Origin of the sequence: Xanthomonas dyei, from assembly GCF_002939865.1 — a bacterium.
In the GTDB taxonomy this organism is placed as follows: domain Bacteria; phylum Pseudomonadota; class Gammaproteobacteria; order Xanthomonadales; family Xanthomonadaceae; genus Xanthomonas; species Xanthomonas dyei.
Genome location: NZ_MDEE01000017.1, coordinates 31,073 through 47,268 on the forward strand (window position 1 = coordinate 31,073; position 16,196 = coordinate 47,268).

13 protein-coding genes are annotated in these 16,196 nt (G+C 61.7%); 8 read left to right on the forward strand and 5 right to left on the reverse strand.

Annotated elements, in window-relative coordinates; genetic code table 11:
* Nucleotides 1-90: 90 nt before the first annotated feature.
* Nucleotides 91-1,383: a ParB N-terminal domain-containing protein gene (locus XdyCFBP7245_RS12690; RefSeq protein ID WP_146091671.1), complete on the forward strand. Its 1,293-nt coding sequence runs from the start codon at nucleotides 91-93 to the stop codon at nucleotides 1,381-1,383.
* Between the two features lie 59 nt (nucleotides 1,384-1,442).
* Nucleotides 1,443-2,288, forward strand: a complete 846-nt coding sequence (locus XdyCFBP7245_RS12695) for a DNA adenine methylase (RefSeq protein WP_104615967.1) — start codon at nucleotides 1,443-1,445, stop codon at nucleotides 2,286-2,288.
* 25 nt (nucleotides 2,289-2,313) lie between these two features.
* Here XdyCFBP7245_RS12695 and XdyCFBP7245_RS12700 read toward each other — a convergent pair whose 3' ends face one another.
* Genes XdyCFBP7245_RS12700 through XdyCFBP7245_RS12715 form a run of 4 tightly spaced genes read right to left on the reverse strand, consistent with a single transcriptional unit; the run spans nucleotide 2,314 to nucleotide 6,731 of the window.
* Nucleotides 2,314-3,327 (reverse strand): TniQ family protein, encoded by a 1,014-nt coding sequence (locus XdyCFBP7245_RS12700; protein ID WP_158255511.1) that lies wholly within the window; start codon nucleotides 3,325-3,327, stop codon nucleotides 2,314-2,316.
* Nucleotides 3,324-4,229, reverse strand: a complete 906-nt coding sequence (locus XdyCFBP7245_RS12705; protein ID WP_104615969.1) for a TniB family NTP-binding protein — start codon at nucleotides 4,227-4,229, stop codon at nucleotides 3,324-3,326. The genes XdyCFBP7245_RS12700 and XdyCFBP7245_RS12705 overlap by 4 nt, the downstream gene beginning before the upstream one ends.
* Complete coding sequence (locus tag XdyCFBP7245_RS12710; protein ID WP_104615970.1) at nucleotides 4,216-6,084, reverse strand: Mu transposase C-terminal domain-containing protein; 1,869 nt, start codon at nucleotides 6,082-6,084, stop codon at nucleotides 4,216-4,218. The genes XdyCFBP7245_RS12705 and XdyCFBP7245_RS12710 overlap by 14 nt, the downstream gene beginning before the upstream one ends.
* Nucleotides 6,081-6,731, reverse strand: coding sequence for a TnsA endonuclease N-terminal domain-containing protein (locus tag XdyCFBP7245_RS12715; RefSeq protein ID WP_104615971.1), 651 nt, complete (start codon nucleotides 6,729-6,731; stop codon nucleotides 6,081-6,083). The genes XdyCFBP7245_RS12710 and XdyCFBP7245_RS12715 overlap by 4 nt, the downstream gene beginning before the upstream one ends.
* A 489-nt stretch (nucleotides 6,732-7,220) precedes the next feature.
* Here XdyCFBP7245_RS12715 and XdyCFBP7245_RS12720 point away from each other — a divergent pair, with 489 nt between their 5' ends.
* A complete protein-coding gene (locus tag XdyCFBP7245_RS12720) occupies nucleotides 7,221-9,380 on the forward strand; it encodes a carboxy terminal-processing peptidase (RefSeq protein ID WP_211287693.1) in 2,160 nt (719 codons plus the stop codon).
* A gap of 134 nt (nucleotides 9,381-9,514) precedes the next feature.
* Here the strand turns inward: XdyCFBP7245_RS12720 and XdyCFBP7245_RS12725 are convergent, their stop codons facing one another.
* A complete protein-coding gene (locus XdyCFBP7245_RS12725) occupies nucleotides 9,515-10,381 on the reverse strand; it encodes an endonuclease/exonuclease/phosphatase family protein (RefSeq protein WP_104615973.1) in 867 nt (288 codons plus the stop codon).
* A 167-nt stretch (nucleotides 10,382-10,548) separates the two neighbouring features.
* Here XdyCFBP7245_RS12725 and XdyCFBP7245_RS12730 point away from each other — a divergent pair, with 167 nt between their 5' ends.
* The 5 genes from XdyCFBP7245_RS12730 (at nucleotide 10,549) to XdyCFBP7245_RS12750 (ending at nucleotide 16,157) form a co-directional block, all read left to right on the forward strand.
* Entirely contained in the window at nucleotides 10,549-11,604 is a 1,056-nt protein-coding gene (locus XdyCFBP7245_RS12730) for a bifunctional nicotinamide-nucleotide adenylyltransferase/Nudix hydroxylase (protein WP_104615974.1), read from the forward strand.
* Nucleotides 11,605-11,729: 125 nt separating this feature from the next.
* The gene (locus tag XdyCFBP7245_RS12735) at nucleotides 11,730-13,133 is read left to right on the forward strand and encodes a nicotinate phosphoribosyltransferase (protein WP_104615975.1); all 1,404 of its coding nucleotides are present in this window, start codon (nucleotides 11,730-11,732) and stop codon (nucleotides 13,131-13,133) included.
* A 22-nt stretch (nucleotides 13,134-13,155) separates the two neighbouring features.
* Nucleotides 13,156-14,256 (forward strand): hypothetical protein, encoded by a 1,101-nt coding sequence (locus XdyCFBP7245_RS12740; protein ID WP_104616013.1) that lies wholly within the window; start codon nucleotides 13,156-13,158, stop codon nucleotides 14,254-14,256.
* Nucleotides 14,249-15,313 (forward strand): DNA methyltransferase, encoded by a 1,065-nt coding sequence (locus XdyCFBP7245_RS12745; protein WP_104615976.1) that lies wholly within the window; start codon nucleotides 14,249-14,251, stop codon nucleotides 15,311-15,313. The genes XdyCFBP7245_RS12740 and XdyCFBP7245_RS12745 overlap by 8 nt, the downstream gene beginning before the upstream one ends.
* Before the next feature lie 73 nt (nucleotides 15,314-15,386).
* On the forward strand, nucleotides 15,387-16,157 hold the full coding sequence (locus tag XdyCFBP7245_RS12750) for a DUF2242 domain-containing protein (RefSeq protein ID WP_104615977.1): 771 nt from the start codon (nucleotides 15,387-15,389) through the stop codon (nucleotides 16,155-16,157).
* Nucleotides 16,158-16,196 lie beyond the last annotated feature (39 nt).

Genomic DNA, 16,196 nt, shown 5'->3' on the forward strand with positions numbered 1-16,196 from the left:
GCGGAGCGCCAGGGATGCGCACTGACAGGGGAGTTCACTGTGGCAAAACAATCAGGGGAGTGGGCTGTGTCAAAACGAGCTGACATCCAGTTGTCCAAGATGCTGCTGGACAACGAAAATCCGCGGCATGACCCTATCGATAATGAGGCTGAGATCATCGCCACCTTGATCGCCAAGGAGCAGGTAATTCCGCTTGCGAAGGACATCGCAGCGCGCAAACAACTTAATCCCTTAGAGGTCGTCGGCGTCCTACCCCACCCGAGTATTCGTGGAAAGTTCGTCATAGCGGAAGGAAATCGACGAGTTTGTGCGCTACATCTCCTGCATGATCCGGACAAGGCACCCGCCCAGCATCGCGAACTGTTCAAGGAGCTGTCCAAAAAATCAAAATCCGAATTGCCTAAGTCGTTGAATGTGGTGATCTTGACGGACAAAGAGGAGGCGCGGCATTGGAAGGCAGTACGGCATGAAGGAGCTCAAGGCGGTGTAGGTACCCGTAGTTGGAGCACAGCCGGAAAGAACCGCAATGCCAAGCAGGGTAATCGGCCTGCACCCAACAACTTGGCTGTCGAACTGTTGCAATATGCCAGCAACAGCGGGCTGATTACACCGGATCAGCAAGCCGTGCTGAAGCTCACTACTCTCACGCGATATCTGAGTAGCCCCGTCATGCGAAACACATTGGGTATTGCATCCAATGGTCAATTGCTGATTGATGTACCGACGGAGGAATTTAATGTTGCTGTCAAAACCTTCCTGACAGATGCAGTTCCTGCATCAGATGCACTTGTCCATTCCCGGAGCAATGGCAAGGAACGTGAAAACTACGCTTCAAACTTGAGGGTCAGAGGTTTGGCGCCCAAAACCAAGCTGGGCACTCCAGTCATTCCGACGCCGCAAAAGGCACGACCTGAGCGTAACAGTCGCTCCCCTTTCATGCGTGGTGCCCATGTTGTCCCAAGCACGTTCAAGGCCAAACTGAGAAACCAAGTGCTGAAGCGGGTGTTTGACGAACTGCGAGATATTGATCCAAAGTTCCATTTCGCAAGCGCTTACCTGTTCCGTGCATTCCTTGAACAGTTGGTGCATCAGTACGCCACAGATAACAACCTTTCGAAAGGTGGCGAACTACATCAGGTCATCAGTCGCTGCGTTGAGCATATGGCAAAAGACCAAGGTCTGATTGATCAGCTTACCGAAAGGAAGTTGACCAATCTGCTGAAGCCTTGGCGCGTCATGGTCAGCGACAGGGATAGCAGATTGTCGCCGGAGACAATCGGTGCTTGGGTGCATGGCAGCATCATCCCAACGTCCGCTGAAATAAAAAGCCGGTGGGACACGTTGGAGCCTGGATTCAACCTGCTGATCGATGGCCTCAAGTAGGGCTGGCCAAAGCCTTGCTTTTCGCCTAGAGTCTGGTGAAGTAGAGTTGGAGCACGGCCATGCCCGTAACTGATTCCCCCCTACGTTATCCGGGTGGAAAGTCCCAATTGACCCCGTTCGTCATCGACGTATTGCGGGCCAATAACCTGTTGTACGGTACCTACGTGGAGCCGTTTGCCGGTGGGTGCGGCATCGCTTGGACCCTGCTTTTGAACACCTATATCACCGAGATCTACATCAACGACATCGATCCGGCCCTCTACGCATTCTGGGCTAGTGTCCTTAAGCACAGCGATGACTTGTGCGAGCGTATCGAACGCACGCCTGTGACTTTGGAGGAATGGCATCGGCAACGAGCCGTGCAGAACGCGACGCGCCCACGTTTGCTGGACCTGGGTTTCTCGACTCTATTTCTGAACCGAACCAACCGCTCAGGCATCTTGAAGGGGGGCGTAATCGGTGGCCTGAAACAGGATGGTAATTACCTGATTGACTGTCGGTTCAACAAGAGTGACTTGATCCGTAAGATAAAGCGCATCGCCGACAATCGGGAGAGCGTTCACCTCAGTCGTATGGATGCGGAGGATTTCATCCGCAACGTATTGCCGGGACTACCCGGCAATACGTTGGTCAACATCGATCCACCGTACTACCGGCGTGGTCCGGAGTTGTACTGCAGCTTCTACCAGCATGATGACCATGCCGCGTTGGCACGTGCCGTTGGCGGCATCCGTCAGCCATGGATGGTTACCTATGACGACACGCCCGAAATCGCCAAACTGTACAGCCGGTTCCGCTGTGCTCGTAAAGCACTGAACTACTCAGCTCAAACCAAGCGCGTTGGTGTCGAATTGTTGGTGACGCCGAAACATCTGAAGCTTCCTGTCGCTATGCAGGCGGCCTGATCGCCGGAAAACGAAACAGCGTCGTTCACGCGCCTAGTTGAATCCATTCCCGTTTCAGTGGCCCAGTGATGGCACGATACCATGCAGGCGATGATGGAAAGTCTCTGACGAGGTGGTTGTAACGCACAGCCTTCGCTCGCCAAGCCATAGGGATGCGCACCTGTGGATCGGCCAGGAGCCAGATTGCCAACTGGATGATGTGCGCGCGGTGCTCGATGGGCCGTGACTCAAATGTCTGGCGCCGGTGCGAGACGGCCAAGTTCTCGGCGCCGATGGTGTTCATCACGAAGGCGGCAAGGTTCGATGATTTTCGAGTTCCGACCATAACCTTGCACAGTTGGTGCAGTACATCGGTGTGATCGATACTGAAGACGTCATCCTTGCCAGAGATGTAGTCCACCAGTTGAGCCAGTTCGGTGGCGATGCTGGTCTCATAGGCTACGAAGGGCCTACGTTCGGCGTTGCGAAGGTCATAGTCGCAGGCATGGCATAGACAGAGTGGCCCTGGGTCGGTGACTTTCGGATGGCCGAGTTCTCGTCGGTGAAAGGCGACAGGGGCACTGCAGTTCGGGCAGCGGTCATATAGGTATAGCTGGTGCTTGGGACAGAACGTTAACACGGCGACACGCCAACAGGTTCGGAAATAGGGCTCTGCATCATCGGCTAGGCATTGCGGACAGAACTGCAGGCCGAAGCGGCGACGAGTGCGATGGTAGATACCCATCGGTAGGATCCAGCGAAGTTGTCCGGACGAGTGGCGTTCACGAAACAGCCGACCGCGGTAGACACCCAAGGTCGTGTGAAGTACCACATCGGTCGGTGTGCCAGAGTGGCGAGCGAGGGTGTCGAGAAGCCAGTCCGGGGCTGAGCGATCGATGTCGCGGTTCCAGAGTTGGTGTTCCTTACCGAATACTCGATCACAGAAGGTTTGCAGTTTGAGGCCGTTGGCTTTGGCGACGCGGGCGATCCAGGACGTAAGCAGCTCATCCGGCAGGGGCTTGGGATGCGCTGGCCAGAGCTCGCCGGTGAGTGGGCTCACGTCATCCGTTCCGCCGCCCGCCGCCGCTCCGACGGCGACACCCAGCCGAGGCTGTCGATGATCTTGAGGTCGATGCGTTCGCGGCCAGTTTCTACGGCGGCGCTCGCAGCCTGATTCAACAGCGTCGCCAGTTCGCCGAGGTAGCCCTCGCTCAGAGAGAACAGGCGGGTGGCGAGGGTTGTGTTGTGCAGGCGCGAGGGTTCTGCCAGCGGCAACATGCGCTCGAAGCTGGCAAGAAGGCGCAAGAAGTCGGCATCGAATGTCCAGCGCGGCAGCAGGGCCGGTTCGAAGCGATTGGCCAGTTGCGGATCCGTCTGGATGGCGCGAAACGCATCCTTTGTTCCAATGCCGACGATTGGAACCTGCAGCTCATTGCCAAGGTATTTGATCACGTTGAGAAAACTGCGTTGGCGATTCAGGTTGCCGGCGAGGATGTGGTGAATCTCGTCGATGACCAGCATGCGCAGATCGACGTGGCGGAGCAACTTGATGACCTGCGCTTGCTTCTTGTCGACTCGGTCGTTGGGCTTGTAGGGAGCGAACAGTAGTTCAAGGATGGCATTGTAGAACCGCCCCTCGTCCGGGACGGGTGGTGCCTGGATCATCAGTACAGGTACGCGGACGCCCTGACCTTGAGGGTTGTCATGTGCAGGATGCCGAGTACGGAATCGCTGAACCAGCATGGTCTTGCCGTTGTTGGTATCGCCCACGAGCAACATGTTCGGCATGCGATGTGACTTCGGCCACACCAGGAGATCTTCGAGCTTTGCGAGGATGGCTTGGGTGCGGGAGTAACCAATCCATCTCGGAGCGCGGATTCGTTCGATCCGCTCGACGTTCGGTAGCGCCAGCCATTCAGCGGCCGACACGCTGAGGTGTGAAGAGCGATCAGCGGCGGTCATCGGACAGGTCATCCAGTTCTTCGAATGGCGCGATCTCTGCGACAGGATCGTTTGCAGTGGACACAGTCGCTGCGGGAGGTGTGGACGGCTTTTCAGCTCCAATACCGTCGCGGCGACGCTGTTGGGCCCGACGCGCAGCCTTTGTCTTGGCTTCAGCAGAGGCTTCGATTTCCCTCATCCGGTCATACGCATCGAATAAGGTCCGCTCGTCGATCGGCTTGCCTGCCTCTTTGACCACGCGTTCAGCCTCACGCAACTCCCAGATACTGATGGCCGGGTGGGAAGTGTCGCGGTACGGGATGTCGAAGTACGCGCGAAGCTCCGGGTCATAGAACCAGATGACGCTGATGTCGCGTGGATCCCTGCGGAACAGGAACTTGCGTTTCTGCTTGCTGCTGCCGGTCTTGGCGCCGATCCATCGGCGTAGCACATCGTGGTAGTAGTGGACCTCATCGATGACGACACCGTAGTCCTGAATGGTCCGCTCGACATACGGGGTGAAATCCAGGCGCAAGCGTTGCTCGTCGGTGATCCTTGCAGGTAACCCTACGCCGGGGCGCTGCGCGGTGCCGAACACACCTTCGCGATACTTGGCCAAGGGCGGCATTCCGATGGAGGAGTGCTTGCGCTGGTGATAGACCTTGGCGATGTACGTGGCTAACCATGCCTCGAATTCGCTCAACGTCAACGCAGCTTTGGCTTCGGAGTCGTAGTCACCGCGTTCACGTGGGTTGGAGAAGGTGGTGCCTGGCAGCGTGTGGATTTCTTTCAGCAGCGTGCCCAGCAGTCGTTCGATATGACCCCCGAAGTGCGGTCGTGCCACCGGCCTCCACGAAATGTCGATGCCGTATTCTGAGCAGGCTCGTTGCAGCATAGAGCCACGGAATTCTTTGGCATTGTCGAGATGCAGCATCTTTGGGATGCCCCACAGCGGCCATTCGGCGTCCAGGTCGTGCTTGGCCAGCCATTGCTCTTTGGGCAGTATCGCCTGCGCTAGGCAGAGCCCTGTGGAGAGCGCCCCAGGAGGGTCGAACGAAACGTAGAAGCCGGCGATCATTCGGCTGAAGACGTCGATGGCTAGGGTGATCCATGGACGGCCGATCGGGCGACGGTGCAGGTCATCCACAAGGATGATATCTACCTTGGTGTGGTCCATCTGGACGATGGCGAGCGGCCAGTCTGCACCGGGGAATTCGCTGTCGATAGGTGAAAAGATGTGCTCGGCAACTTTCGCGCCCTGGCGACGCCGGACCCGGAACGACTCGGATAGTAGGGATATCCGGTTGCGGATGGTATTTGGGTGCGGCGGTTCCAGCCCGGCGGTCATGCATCGCTGGCGTACCGTATCGCAGACCTTGGTGATCGGCCTGCGCTGCGTTGAGAGATAGACATCGTCAATGGCGGACTTGATGATCGCCTCGATCTCGGAGGACAACTTCAACTTGCCCTTATCGCGTCGCGACTGAGGCATCAGTGCTGTCAGACGTCCACTTGCCTCATAGGCAGCGAGCCAGTTGTACAGCGTGTTCGCCGACATCCCGGATGCCTTGCCTCGCTCGGCTACCTCCTGTCGCGTCCTGTCTCTACGACCGACCAAGGGGCGAATGATGTCGAGACGGCGCTGAGCGGTTTGCCAGTCTTCGTCGGGAATCTCTTCGAGGTCAGCAGGCGGCGGGGTTGAAGCTGCAGCTGGTGAAGCCAATTCGGCCAGAAGTGCGCGAATGACTTCACCTGATTCGGCATCTTTGATCAGGACCGATTCGAGGTCGAGGACATGGGTGATAAAGGCGCGGCGGCCATTGCGTAGCACCTCTGCACCGGGGTGAATGTCGAAAGTGGTAGGTGTCCGGCTCATTCCTTGTTCCAAATACGGCTTTTTATGGTCAGCGGCATATGCAGGTCGGTGCCGAACTGGAAGGTTCCGATCAAGTACCACAGCGCTGGCATCAATCGGGCGCGGTTCCACTCGTCACGGCAGGTGGCCTGTAGCAGCCCGTCGACATCGGCTTCCCGTAGATCGAGCATGGTGCCATCCAGCAAATCCATGTCCTCGACAGCAGGTGGCCCCTGCCGCACGAAAGGCAGCAGGAATTGGGCATTGGCGAGGTAGGACGTGCGGATCTCCCGCTCGGTGATGAGTTTGAATCGCCAGCCTTGGGCTTTGGCGAAACGGACGGCGGCCTTGAACTTCGGCCGTAGTTCCGCCCAGCTAGTCTGGAGGTCGGCCCGATACTTCACTTCGTAGAGCTGCGGGGGAGGTTCTGTCCCGCGTACGGGCTGGAAGTGGGCGAGGGCGTCAGGTGTATAGCGACGTTCCCTGCCGTCGTCGTCCCAGGTCAGAGTGATGGGCTGGACTTCAAACCGTCGAACCTCCGGGGAGAATTCCAAGAGGGTCAGCAGATCGCGTTCCAGGGTGGATTCGAACTCTGCCGCTCCTTCAGCCTTGGCGGCGGCAATCCCGGTCACGCTGCGATAATTTTTGGGAATCCTACGGACGGGCATGACAAATCAGTCCAATTGAAAGCTGTGATGGCGCATCTGATCCTGTAAAACCGTATCGCTCAGTCCAATGGAGCGTTGTAAGATAGCTCCCAGATTGCCCCGACAGTACAAGGAAGCGCTGGAATTGACATCGCTGCCTGAGCCAGGCCCGGCGCTCCACGCGCCCTGCAGCAGCGGCACGCGGTGGCCAACGCCGCGCGCGGCCGCAAAGTCCGCATGACGCCCCATTGCGACGGCGTCGCCAAACCCTCCGTTTCATTGCCGGCCCTGTGCAGTGCACGGGGCCGTGTCGTCTCCGGTTGCCGCGCTGCCGGCGCAAGGTACGGTCGCGTTCACAATCCGATACAGGCCCGGCGCTAGGCTGATTCAGCCAGCGGATGACAACGCCAGCAACTTTGGGCACTGTCATGCTGTCTGATCCGTTCACCGCCTTTCTTTCGTCGGCCTTGTGCCGAGAGCCATTCGATGACCTACAACGTTTCTGCGTCCATGAAGGCCGGCCTGCTGGCGCTGGTGTTGACCACTCCGATGGCCTTGCTCGCACGCGCCGACACAGCGCTGCCGGCGGCCGCCACGCCGGACCAGGCGACGGCGACCAAACTTGTCTACGGCCTGCTGTCCGACAGCCGCTATGCCTACCGTCCGCGGACGCTGGACGAAGCGATGTCCAAGGACGTCTTCAAGCGTTATCTGGAAACGCTGGACGGCGGCAAACAATTCTTCACCCAGGCCGACATCGACGGCTTCGCGCCGCTGCAATCCGGGGTGGGCGACGCGCTGCGCGGCGGCAATCTGGAGCCGGCGTTCCAGGTGTTTGCGATCTACAAGAAGCGCGTCGATCAGCGCGTCAAATACGCGCGCGACCTGCTCAAACAGGATTTCGATTTCACCGGCAGCGACAAGTTCGAGTACGACCGCAAGGACGTGCCGTGGGCATCGGACGACAAACAGCTGGATGTGTTGTGGCGGCAGTCGGTGATGAACGACTGGTTGCGCCTGAAGCTGGCCGGCAAGAAGCCCGACGACATTCGCAAGACGCTGGACAAGCGCTACGCCGCGCTCGCCGATTCGGTGAAGCAGCTCAAGGGCGAGGATGTGTTCCAGTTCTTCGTCAACGCGTACACCAACGCCGTCGACCCGCATACCGATTACTTCACCCCGCGCACCGCCGAAACGTTCAACCAGCAGATGTCGCTGTCGCTGGAAGGCATCGGCGCGCAACTGCAGAAGCAGGACGACATGGTGGTGATCCGCGAGGTGATCCCGGGTGGTCCGGCAGCGGTGGATGGCACGCTCAAGCCGGGCGATCGCATCGTCGGCGTGGGGCAGGCCAAGAACGGCGCCATCGAAGATGTGATCGGCTGGCGCATCGACGATGTGGTGGCCAAGATCCGCGGCAGCAAGGACACACAGGTGCGCCTGGAGTACATCCCGGCCGAGTCGGGCATCGATGGCAAACACCGCACGGTGACCCTGACCCGTCAGAAGGTGCGCCTGGCCGAACAGGCGGCCAAGGGCGAGACGATCACCCTGCCGGCCAAGGGCAGCGAGCCGGAACGCCGTATCGGCATCATCAAGCTGCCGGGCTTTTACCAGGACTTCGAAGGCCGTCGCCGCAATGCGACCGATTACGCGTCCGCAACGCGCGATGTCGCCAAGCTGCTGGCTGGCTTCAAGACCGACAAGGTCGACGGCGTGGTACTGGATCTGCGCAACAACGGTGGCGGCTCGTTGGACGAAGCGATCGAGCTCACCGGTCTGTTCATCGAGCAGGGTCCGGTGGTGCAGGTGCGCGAATCCGGTGGCCGCGTGACCGTCAACGGCGACAGCAATCCCAAGGTCGCCTGGGATGGTCCGCTGGGCGTGTTGATCAACCGTGGCTCGGCCTCGGCGTCGGAAATCTTTGCCGGTGCGATCCAGGATTACGGCCGCGGCCTGGTGATCGGTGAAACCAGCTTCGGCAAGGGGACCGTGCAGAACATCGTGGATCTGGACCGTTGGCCGGCTGCCGAAGGCCAGCGCTATGGTCAGGTCAAGCTGACGATTGCGCAGTTCTTCCGTGTCAGCGGCTCCAGCACGCAGCACAAGGGCGTGGTGCCGGATATCGCGTTCCCGGCCAGCGTGGATGCCACCGAGTTTGGCGAAAGCACCTACGACAACGCGCTGCCGTGGACGCGTATCGCTGCCGCGCCGCACACCCAGTACGGCAACTTCGCACCGCTGCTGCCCAAGTTGCAGACGCTGCACACTGCGCGCATCGCTGCCGACAAGGAGTTCCAGTGGTGGGAAGAGGACGTCAAGCAGTTCCGCGACGAGAAGGCCAAGAAGTACATCTCGTTGAACGAAGCCGAGCGCGTGGCCGAGCGTCAGAAGCAGGACCAGCAGCGCAAGGACCGCCAGCAGGTGCGCAAGCAGCTGGGCTTGCCGCTGGACCCGCTTGCCGATGACAGCGACGACGGCCTGACCGGCAACGAGCGCGACATCGTCAAGGACACGGCACGCGAGAAGGCGGCGGAAAAGCGTCCCGATCCGCTGCTGCACGAATCGGCCGCGATTCTTGCCGATGCGCTGAGCCTGCTTGCGCAGGATCAGCCGCTGTCGGCGCAGGTGTTGCCGCAGTCCACAGCGCCTGGACGTTGGGCTGACTGATCACAGCAAGACTGCAAAACAAAAAAGCCACCGCATGCGGTGGCTTTTTTTTGTGCGAAAGATGCGTCGAGATGCGAATGAGGTGTTTACGTGCCCCGTTGCTTGCGGGCGTGTACGGATGCCGCCTGGCGGTCTCAGCGCGGCCAGTCGAATTCGGCCAGCACCGGGTAATGGTCCGACGGCAGGATGCCGCCAGGGCGCATATCCAGCGTAGAGAAACGCGTGGGTGTCAGACCGCGGAACAGGATCCAGTCGATACGGCGGGTCGGGCGGGTGCTGAAGTCCTGAAAGGTTTTTTCGGGACCTTGCGGCGTCGCCACGTTGGCGCGTGCGTCCTTAAGCGTTGCGGTGAGCGTGCGGTAGGTGCCCTGATCGGGATCGCTGTTGAAATCGCCAGTCAGTACCACCGGAACATCTGCCGGCAAGCTTGCGATACGCGACAGGATCACGCGCGCACCCTGTTCGCGCGCTGCCTCGTCCTGGTCGCGGTGCGGCAGATGGGTGTTCAACAAATAAAAGCGGCGCTTGTCGCTGCGGCGCTCGAACAAGGCCCAGGTGACCATGCGCGGCAGGTCGGTGTTCCAGCTGCTGCTGCCGGGCACGTCGGGGGTGTCGGACAGCCAGAAATCGCCCGATTCCACGACCGACAGCGCGTGGCTATCGTAGAACACGCCCATATGCTCATCGCTGCCATCGGCGCGGCGGCCCTTGCCGAACCAGCGGTAAGCAGGCAACTGCGACGCCAGATACTGCGCCTGCTCCTGCACCAACTCCTGGGTGCCGAAGACATCGGGATGGGTGTGCTTGATCAGCTCGACCATGGCCGTGCGTCGTACCGACCAGCGCTTGTCGCCGTCGGTGTCTACCGGCACACGCACGTTGAACGACATCACCCGCAATGGCGCAGGTGCAGGTGCAGCCCATGCAGACAGCGTCATGCACAGCACGGCGATGACAGCGAGCAATGGCCGAGAGACAGCGCGAATGGACTGCTGTGGCATGCGATGGATTCCGGAATGGCCAGCCGCCAAGTCTAGTCCGCGTGCATGACATATTGTGTCGGCGCGCGATTGAACAAACACGCTTGACGTGGCCATCTATCGGCGTAGCATTTGCATCAAGCCAGCGGAGAGACCGCTGACTGACCACTTAACCGTGAGGGATTCTCATGGCAACACAGTACGACTATCTTGTGTTTATCGGGCGTTTCGAGCCTTTTCATAACGGCCACGCTGCCGTCGCCCGCCACGCGCTGGGCAAAGCGAACAAGCTCATTGTGTTGATCGGCTCGGCCGACACGCCACGCACCATCCGCAACCCCTGGACCGTCGCCGAACGCGCAGTGATGATCGAGTCCGCATTGCCGGGCGAGAGCGAGCGTTTGATCCTGCGTCCGTTGCGCGACCATCTGTACAACGAAAGCCTGTGGATTGCCGAAGTGCAGCGCCAGGTTGCCGAAGTGGTGAAAGCCGATGGTGGCACGCTCGATGCGCGCATCGGCCTGATCGGCATGGACAAGGACGCCAGCAGTTATTACCTGCGCGAGTTTCCGCAGTGGCCGCTGGAAGACGTGCAACATACCGCCACGTTGTCGGCCACCGAGTTGCGCCGTTATCTGTTCGAGGCTGGCGACATCGGTTTTCATGGCGGGTTGCTGATGCTGCGCGGCAATGTGCCGGCGCCGGTGTACGAGATGCTGGAAGCGTTCCGCCGCAATTCGCCGAGCTACGCGCAACTGGTGGCCGAGTACCGCTTCATCGAACAGTACCGCGCCGCCTGGAAGGACGCGCCGTACGCACCGACCTTCGTGACCACCGATGCGGTGGTGGTGCATTCCGGGCATGTGCTGCTGGTGCGGCGGCGCGCCGAGCCGGGCAAGGGGCTGTGGGCACTGCCGGGCGGTTTCGTTGCCCAGGAAGAGGGGCTGCTGGACAGCTGCCTGCGCGAGCTGCGCGAGGAAACACGGCTCAAGGTCCCGGTGCCGGTGCTCAAGGGCTCGTTGCGTGGACGCCAGGTGTTCGACCACCCCGAGCGCAGCCTGCGCGGGCGCACCATCACCCATGCATTCCATTTCGAATTTCCGGCCGGCGAGTTGCCCGCGGTGCGCGGTGGCGACGATGCCGACAAGGCGCGCTGGATTCCGATCGCCGAAGTCATGGCGATGGGGCCACGCCTGTACGAAGACCACCTGCATATTCTTGAATTCTTCCTGGGTCGTGGCTGAGCGCGACGTCATCGCCTGCGTGCCGCTGCCGACCGGCGTCGGTCACGTCGATGCGTCTTGCTTGAATCACGACCTCCCACTGGCGGACAGACCGCTGGTTTCCCCGACGCGAAGGAGCTTCCGTCATGCATTACCTCGATAACCTGCTAATCAATACCGACAGCTACAAGGCCAGCCACTGGCTGCAGTATCCGCCCGGCACCGATGCCTCGTTCTTCTATGTCGAATCGCGCGGCGGCGTGTACGACCAGACCGTGTTCTTCGGTCTGCAGTCGATCCTGAAAGAAGCCATCAACCGTCCGGTGACCCACGCCGACATCGACGATGCCAAGGCCTTGCTGGCCGCGCATGGCGAGCCGTTCAACGAAGCCGGCTGGCGCGATATCGTCGACCGCCTTGGCGGACAGTTGCCGATCCGTATCCGTGCGGTGCCCGAAGGTGCGGTGGTGCCCACGCACAACGTGTTGATGACCATCGAATCCACCGACTCCAAGGCGTTCTGGGTGCCGTCGTATCTGGAAACCTTGTTGCTGCGCGTGTGGTACCCGGTGACGGTGGCCACGGTGAGCTGGCAGGTGAAGCAGATCGTGCGCGATTACCTGGAGCGCACCAGCGACGATCCGGAAGGCCAGCTGCCCTTCAAGCTGCATGACTTCGGCGCGCGCGGCGTGTCCAGCCTGGGCTCGGCAGCCCTCGGTGGCGCCGCGCATCTGGTGAACTTCCTCGGCACCGATACGTTGTCTGCCTTGCTGCTGGCACGCGCGCATTACCACACGCCGGTGGCGGGGTTTTCGATTCCCGCCGCCGAGCACAGCACCATCACCAGTTGGGGCCGCGAGCGCGAGGTGGATGCCTACCGCAACATGCTCACGCAATTCGCGCGGCCGGGTTCCATCGTGGCCGTGGTGTCCGACAGCTACGACATCTATCGCGCCATTCGCGAGCATTGGGGCACCACCTTGCGCGAAGAGATCATCGCCTCCGGCGCGACGGTGGTGATCCGCCCCGATTCCGGCGACCCGGTGGATGTGGTCGAACAGTGCCTGCTATTGCTGGACGAGGCCTTCGGGCATCAGGTCAACGGCAAGGGCTACAAGGTGCTCAACCATGTGCGCGTGATCCAGGGCGACGGCATCAATCCGCAGTCGTTGCGTGCCATTCTGGAGCGCATCACTGCGGCCGGTTATGCCGCCGACAACGTCGCCTTCGGCATGGGCGGTGCGTTGCTGCAGAAGGTGGATCGCGACACGCAGAAGTTCGCGTTGAAGTGCTCGGCGGTGCGTGTAGATGGGCAGTGGATCGATGTCTACAAGGACCCGATCACCGACCAGGGCAAGCAGAGCAAGCGTGGTCGGCTGACCCTGCTGCGCGACCGTCGCGATGGCAGTTACCGCAGTGCGTTGCTCGACGAGGTAGCTGCCAGCACCGACAGCGAAGATGCGTTGGTGACGGTGTGGGAAAACGGCGCGATGCAGCAGGAATGGACGTTGGAGCAGGTGCGCGCGCGTGCCGATGCCGCCCGGCGCTGACGGCTTGCGTGCAGGCATGCCCATGCCCGCTTCCATCGACGCTGTGCCGCTGCTGCCGGCCTCACCGCTGTTGGCACAGTTGCGCGCCACGGCACCCAACCTGCAGCGGCGCGTGCCGCTGCAGGGCGACAGCAATCGATGGCATGCCTTGCAGGTCGGCGCACGCCGCTATCGGGTTGCGTTGCCGATCACGTTGACGCCGTACGCCTCGGTGCGGCCCTGTTCGGCGCGCTGCGGGTTTTGTTCGGAGAATCTGCGGCAGCACGCGGGCGGTCTGGCGGGGGCGATGCTGCGTCCGGGCCCGGACTATTTCGCGCAGTTGCGCAGCGCACTGCAGCTGCTGCATGCGGTGCCGTTGTCGTATTCGTTGTCGGGCCTGGAAATGACCGACGACGCGCAGTGGCTGCTGACCTTGCTGCACACCTTGGCCACTACCGCCAATGGCCCGCGCGTCGAGCAGCGCGTGCTGTACAGCAATGGTGCAGGCCTGGCGCGTGCGCACGCTGAGCGTCTGCTCGATGCGCTGGTCGATTTCGGCGTGTCCTGGATCGAGCTGTCGCGTCACCACCCGTTGCAGGCGCGCAACGACGCGATCATGCGCTTCCGTGCGGGCGAGCCCATCGCCGATGCCACGACGTTCGTGCAGACCGCACGTCGCATTGCTGCACGTCTGCCGGTGCGGCTGGTGTGCATCGTGCAACGGGATGGGGTGTGCAGCGCAGAGGAGATCGCGCGGTATATCGCGTGGGCGCGCAGCTGCGGCGCAGGTCAGGTGATCTTCCGCGAGTTGTCGCGGCTGGATGATGCGTATCGCAACAACGGCACGTTGCGTTACATCGAGCAGCACCGCATCGGTGTGGAGCACCTGCTGGCCGAGTGCATGCAGCAGCCGTGGTGGTCGCGTTGGCAGCTGGACGGCATGACGGAAGGGTATTACTTCTGGAATGTGCGGATGCGCAGCGACGATGGCATGCAGGTGGTGTTCGAAAGCGCCGACTACGCGGCGATGCACGCGCGCCATGCCACCGGCGATGTGTACAAGCTGGTGTTCTTCGCCAATGGTCGGTTGTGCGCGGGGTGGGACCCGGATGCCGATGTGCTGTGGGACGCAGCAGATGGATGAGTTCGATCAGCGCAGCTGGTGGACGCCGGCAGCCGATGATGCGGCCTGGGCACTGCCCGACGACCTGCGTGCGCGCGACCCACTCAACGGACGCGACTGTGGCTGGGTCAATCAGATGCGGCCGTTCGTGCGCCATTTCAGCCAGCCGGGCGAGCAGGTGTTCGACCCGTTCTGCGGATTCGGCAGTACGTTGCTGGCCGCGTCCCTCGAAGGCCGCAACGCCCATGGCATGGAGATCGATGCGGCGCGTGCACAGCTGGCGCGTACGCGGTTGCAGCGGCACGGCGTGGATACGCCAATCGTGGTCGGCAGCCTGGTGCACACCGCACCCGCTGCGCCGATCGATCTGTGCTTGACCAACGTGCCGTATTTCGGTTGCCAGTGGCGCGGTGCGACGGTGGCGGAGCAACTGTATGCCAGCGCGGACTACGCGGGGTATCAGGCCGGCATGCGCGCGGTGTTTCACGCGCTGCGGCGGCAGTTGCTTCCGGGCGCGTTCGGCGTGGCCATGGTCGAAAATGTCCGTGTGGGCGGGCGCGTGATCCCGCAGGCCTGGGATCTGGGCCGGATACTGGGCAGCCTGTTCACCCTGTACGAGGAGCGGGTGCTGTGTTACCTGCGTCCTGCTGCTGGATTGGCATTTGCAGGCACCGACAGCAATCGTAGCCACGAATATGCGCTGATTTTTCAACACCGCCGCGTCCGGTTGGATGTACGGCAGGCGGCGCAGCTGCTACAGGCCGTGCAGGCGCTTGGCGTGCCGGTGGTGGTGCACGGCAGTTATGCGCGTTGGCTGCAATCGCCTGCGCTGGTGCCGCAAGGCCCGGCGGATCTGGATCTGATTCTGCGCGCCGAGCAGCCGCTGTGGGACCGCCTGACCGCTTGGTTGCAGATGCAGGGCTTCAGCCTGAGCCTGTGGGGCGAGCCTTGCCGCGCGCCAGTGGCGCTGGCGGCGGTGCGCGCGCATCACTACCTGCGCGCCGAGCGCATTGGCGCCAATGGCAGCCACCTGCAGGTCGACCTGCAACTGCCAACGGATGAACCGCCGATGCCCTGAGCCGGTAACGCGACGCCGCGCGCACATCGGTTGCGGCTATGCTTTGGCCGGTTTTGGATGCCGGAGTCTTCCCATGTCGTGTACTTCCCTGATCGCGCGCGGCGCGCTGCTTGCCGCGTTGGCAACCCTGGTCGGCTGCGGCGGCAGCAAGGGCGACAGCATGCTGATGCGCGAGTCGTTCAACTCCGACGACACCTATTCGCGCAGCGTGGCGGCCAGTTCGCCGCAAGCCTGCGAAGCCGCACGACGCGTGCTGTTGAGCCAGGGCTACGCCGTGACGCGTGCCGACGCTGCGGCGGTGGAAGGCAGCAAGAACTTCCAGCTGAAGGAAGCCGACCAGAGCGAGCAGCTCAATCTGCGCATTTCCTGCGCGGCACAGGATGGCGGCAAGGCGCAGATCTTCGTCAGCGCGCTGCAGGATCGATACGCATTGAAGAAGAGCTCGACCTCGGCCAGCGTCGGTGTCGGCGTGCTCGGCTCGTTGTCGTTGCCGGTGGGCAGCAGCGGCGATTCGCTCGTGCGCGTGTCCAGCACCACGGTGCAGGACGCGGCCTTCTACAAGCGCTTTTTCGAACGGCTGAATTCGTATCTGCCCAAGGTGACCGAAGCGGCGCCTGCTGCCGCCACCGCGATGCCTGCGCCGGTACCGGCAGCGCCGCACCCGCCGGCGGCGGCACCAGCCGCATCGCCGACACCGGCGGTCAGCGCGCCTGGTACACCAGCCGCTGCAGCACCGAGCCCAACCACCGTCGAGCAGCCGCCGGTCGCGCCGTTGCCGGTCGAAGCGCAGGACCCGCCGCCGGCGCCGGCCAACGTGCCGCAGGAACCTGCCACGCAGCCGTGACGCGCGATTCACGCACCGGTCCAAAGCCTGAATAGAGGG

What these genes read in the sequence shown, in the direction of transcription:
- XdyCFBP7245_RS12695 (WP_104615967.1), top strand. Translation starts at nt 1,443, where the DNA reads ATGCCCGTAACTGATTCCCCCCTACGTTATCCGGGTGGAAAGTCCCAA.
- XdyCFBP7245_RS12705 (WP_104615969.1), bottom strand. Translation starts at nt 4,229, where the DNA reads ATGACCGCCGCTGATCGCTCTTCACACCTCAGCGTGTCGGCCGCTGAA.
- XdyCFBP7245_RS12710 (WP_104615970.1), bottom strand. Translation starts at nt 6,084, where the DNA reads ATGAGCCGGACACCTACCACTTTCGACATTCACCCCGGTGCAGAGGTG.
- XdyCFBP7245_RS12715 (WP_104615971.1), bottom strand. Translation starts at nt 6,731, where the DNA reads ATGCCCGTCCGTAGGATTCCCAAAAATTATCGCAGCGTGACCGGGATT.
- XdyCFBP7245_RS12720 (WP_211287693.1), top strand. Translation starts at nt 7,221, where the DNA reads ATGAAGGCCGGCCTGCTGGCGCTGGTGTTGACCACTCCGATGGCCTTG.
- XdyCFBP7245_RS12725 (WP_104615973.1), bottom strand. Translation starts at nt 10,381, where the DNA reads ATGCCACAGCAGTCCATTCGCGCTGTCTCTCGGCCATTGCTCGCTGTC.
- XdyCFBP7245_RS12730 (WP_104615974.1), top strand. Translation starts at nt 10,549, where the DNA reads ATGGCAACACAGTACGACTATCTTGTGTTTATCGGGCGTTTCGAGCCT.
- XdyCFBP7245_RS12735 (WP_104615975.1), top strand. Translation starts at nt 11,730, where the DNA reads ATGCATTACCTCGATAACCTGCTAATCAATACCGACAGCTACAAGGCC.
- XdyCFBP7245_RS12740 (WP_104616013.1), top strand. Translation starts at nt 13,156, where the DNA reads ATGCCCGCTTCCATCGACGCTGTGCCGCTGCTGCCGGCCTCACCGCTG.
- XdyCFBP7245_RS12745 (WP_104615976.1), top strand. Translation starts at nt 14,249, where the DNA reads ATGGATGAGTTCGATCAGCGCAGCTGGTGGACGCCGGCAGCCGATGAT.
- XdyCFBP7245_RS12750 (WP_104615977.1), top strand. Translation starts at nt 15,387, where the DNA reads ATGTCGTGTACTTCCCTGATCGCGCGCGGCGCGCTGCTTGCCGCGTTG.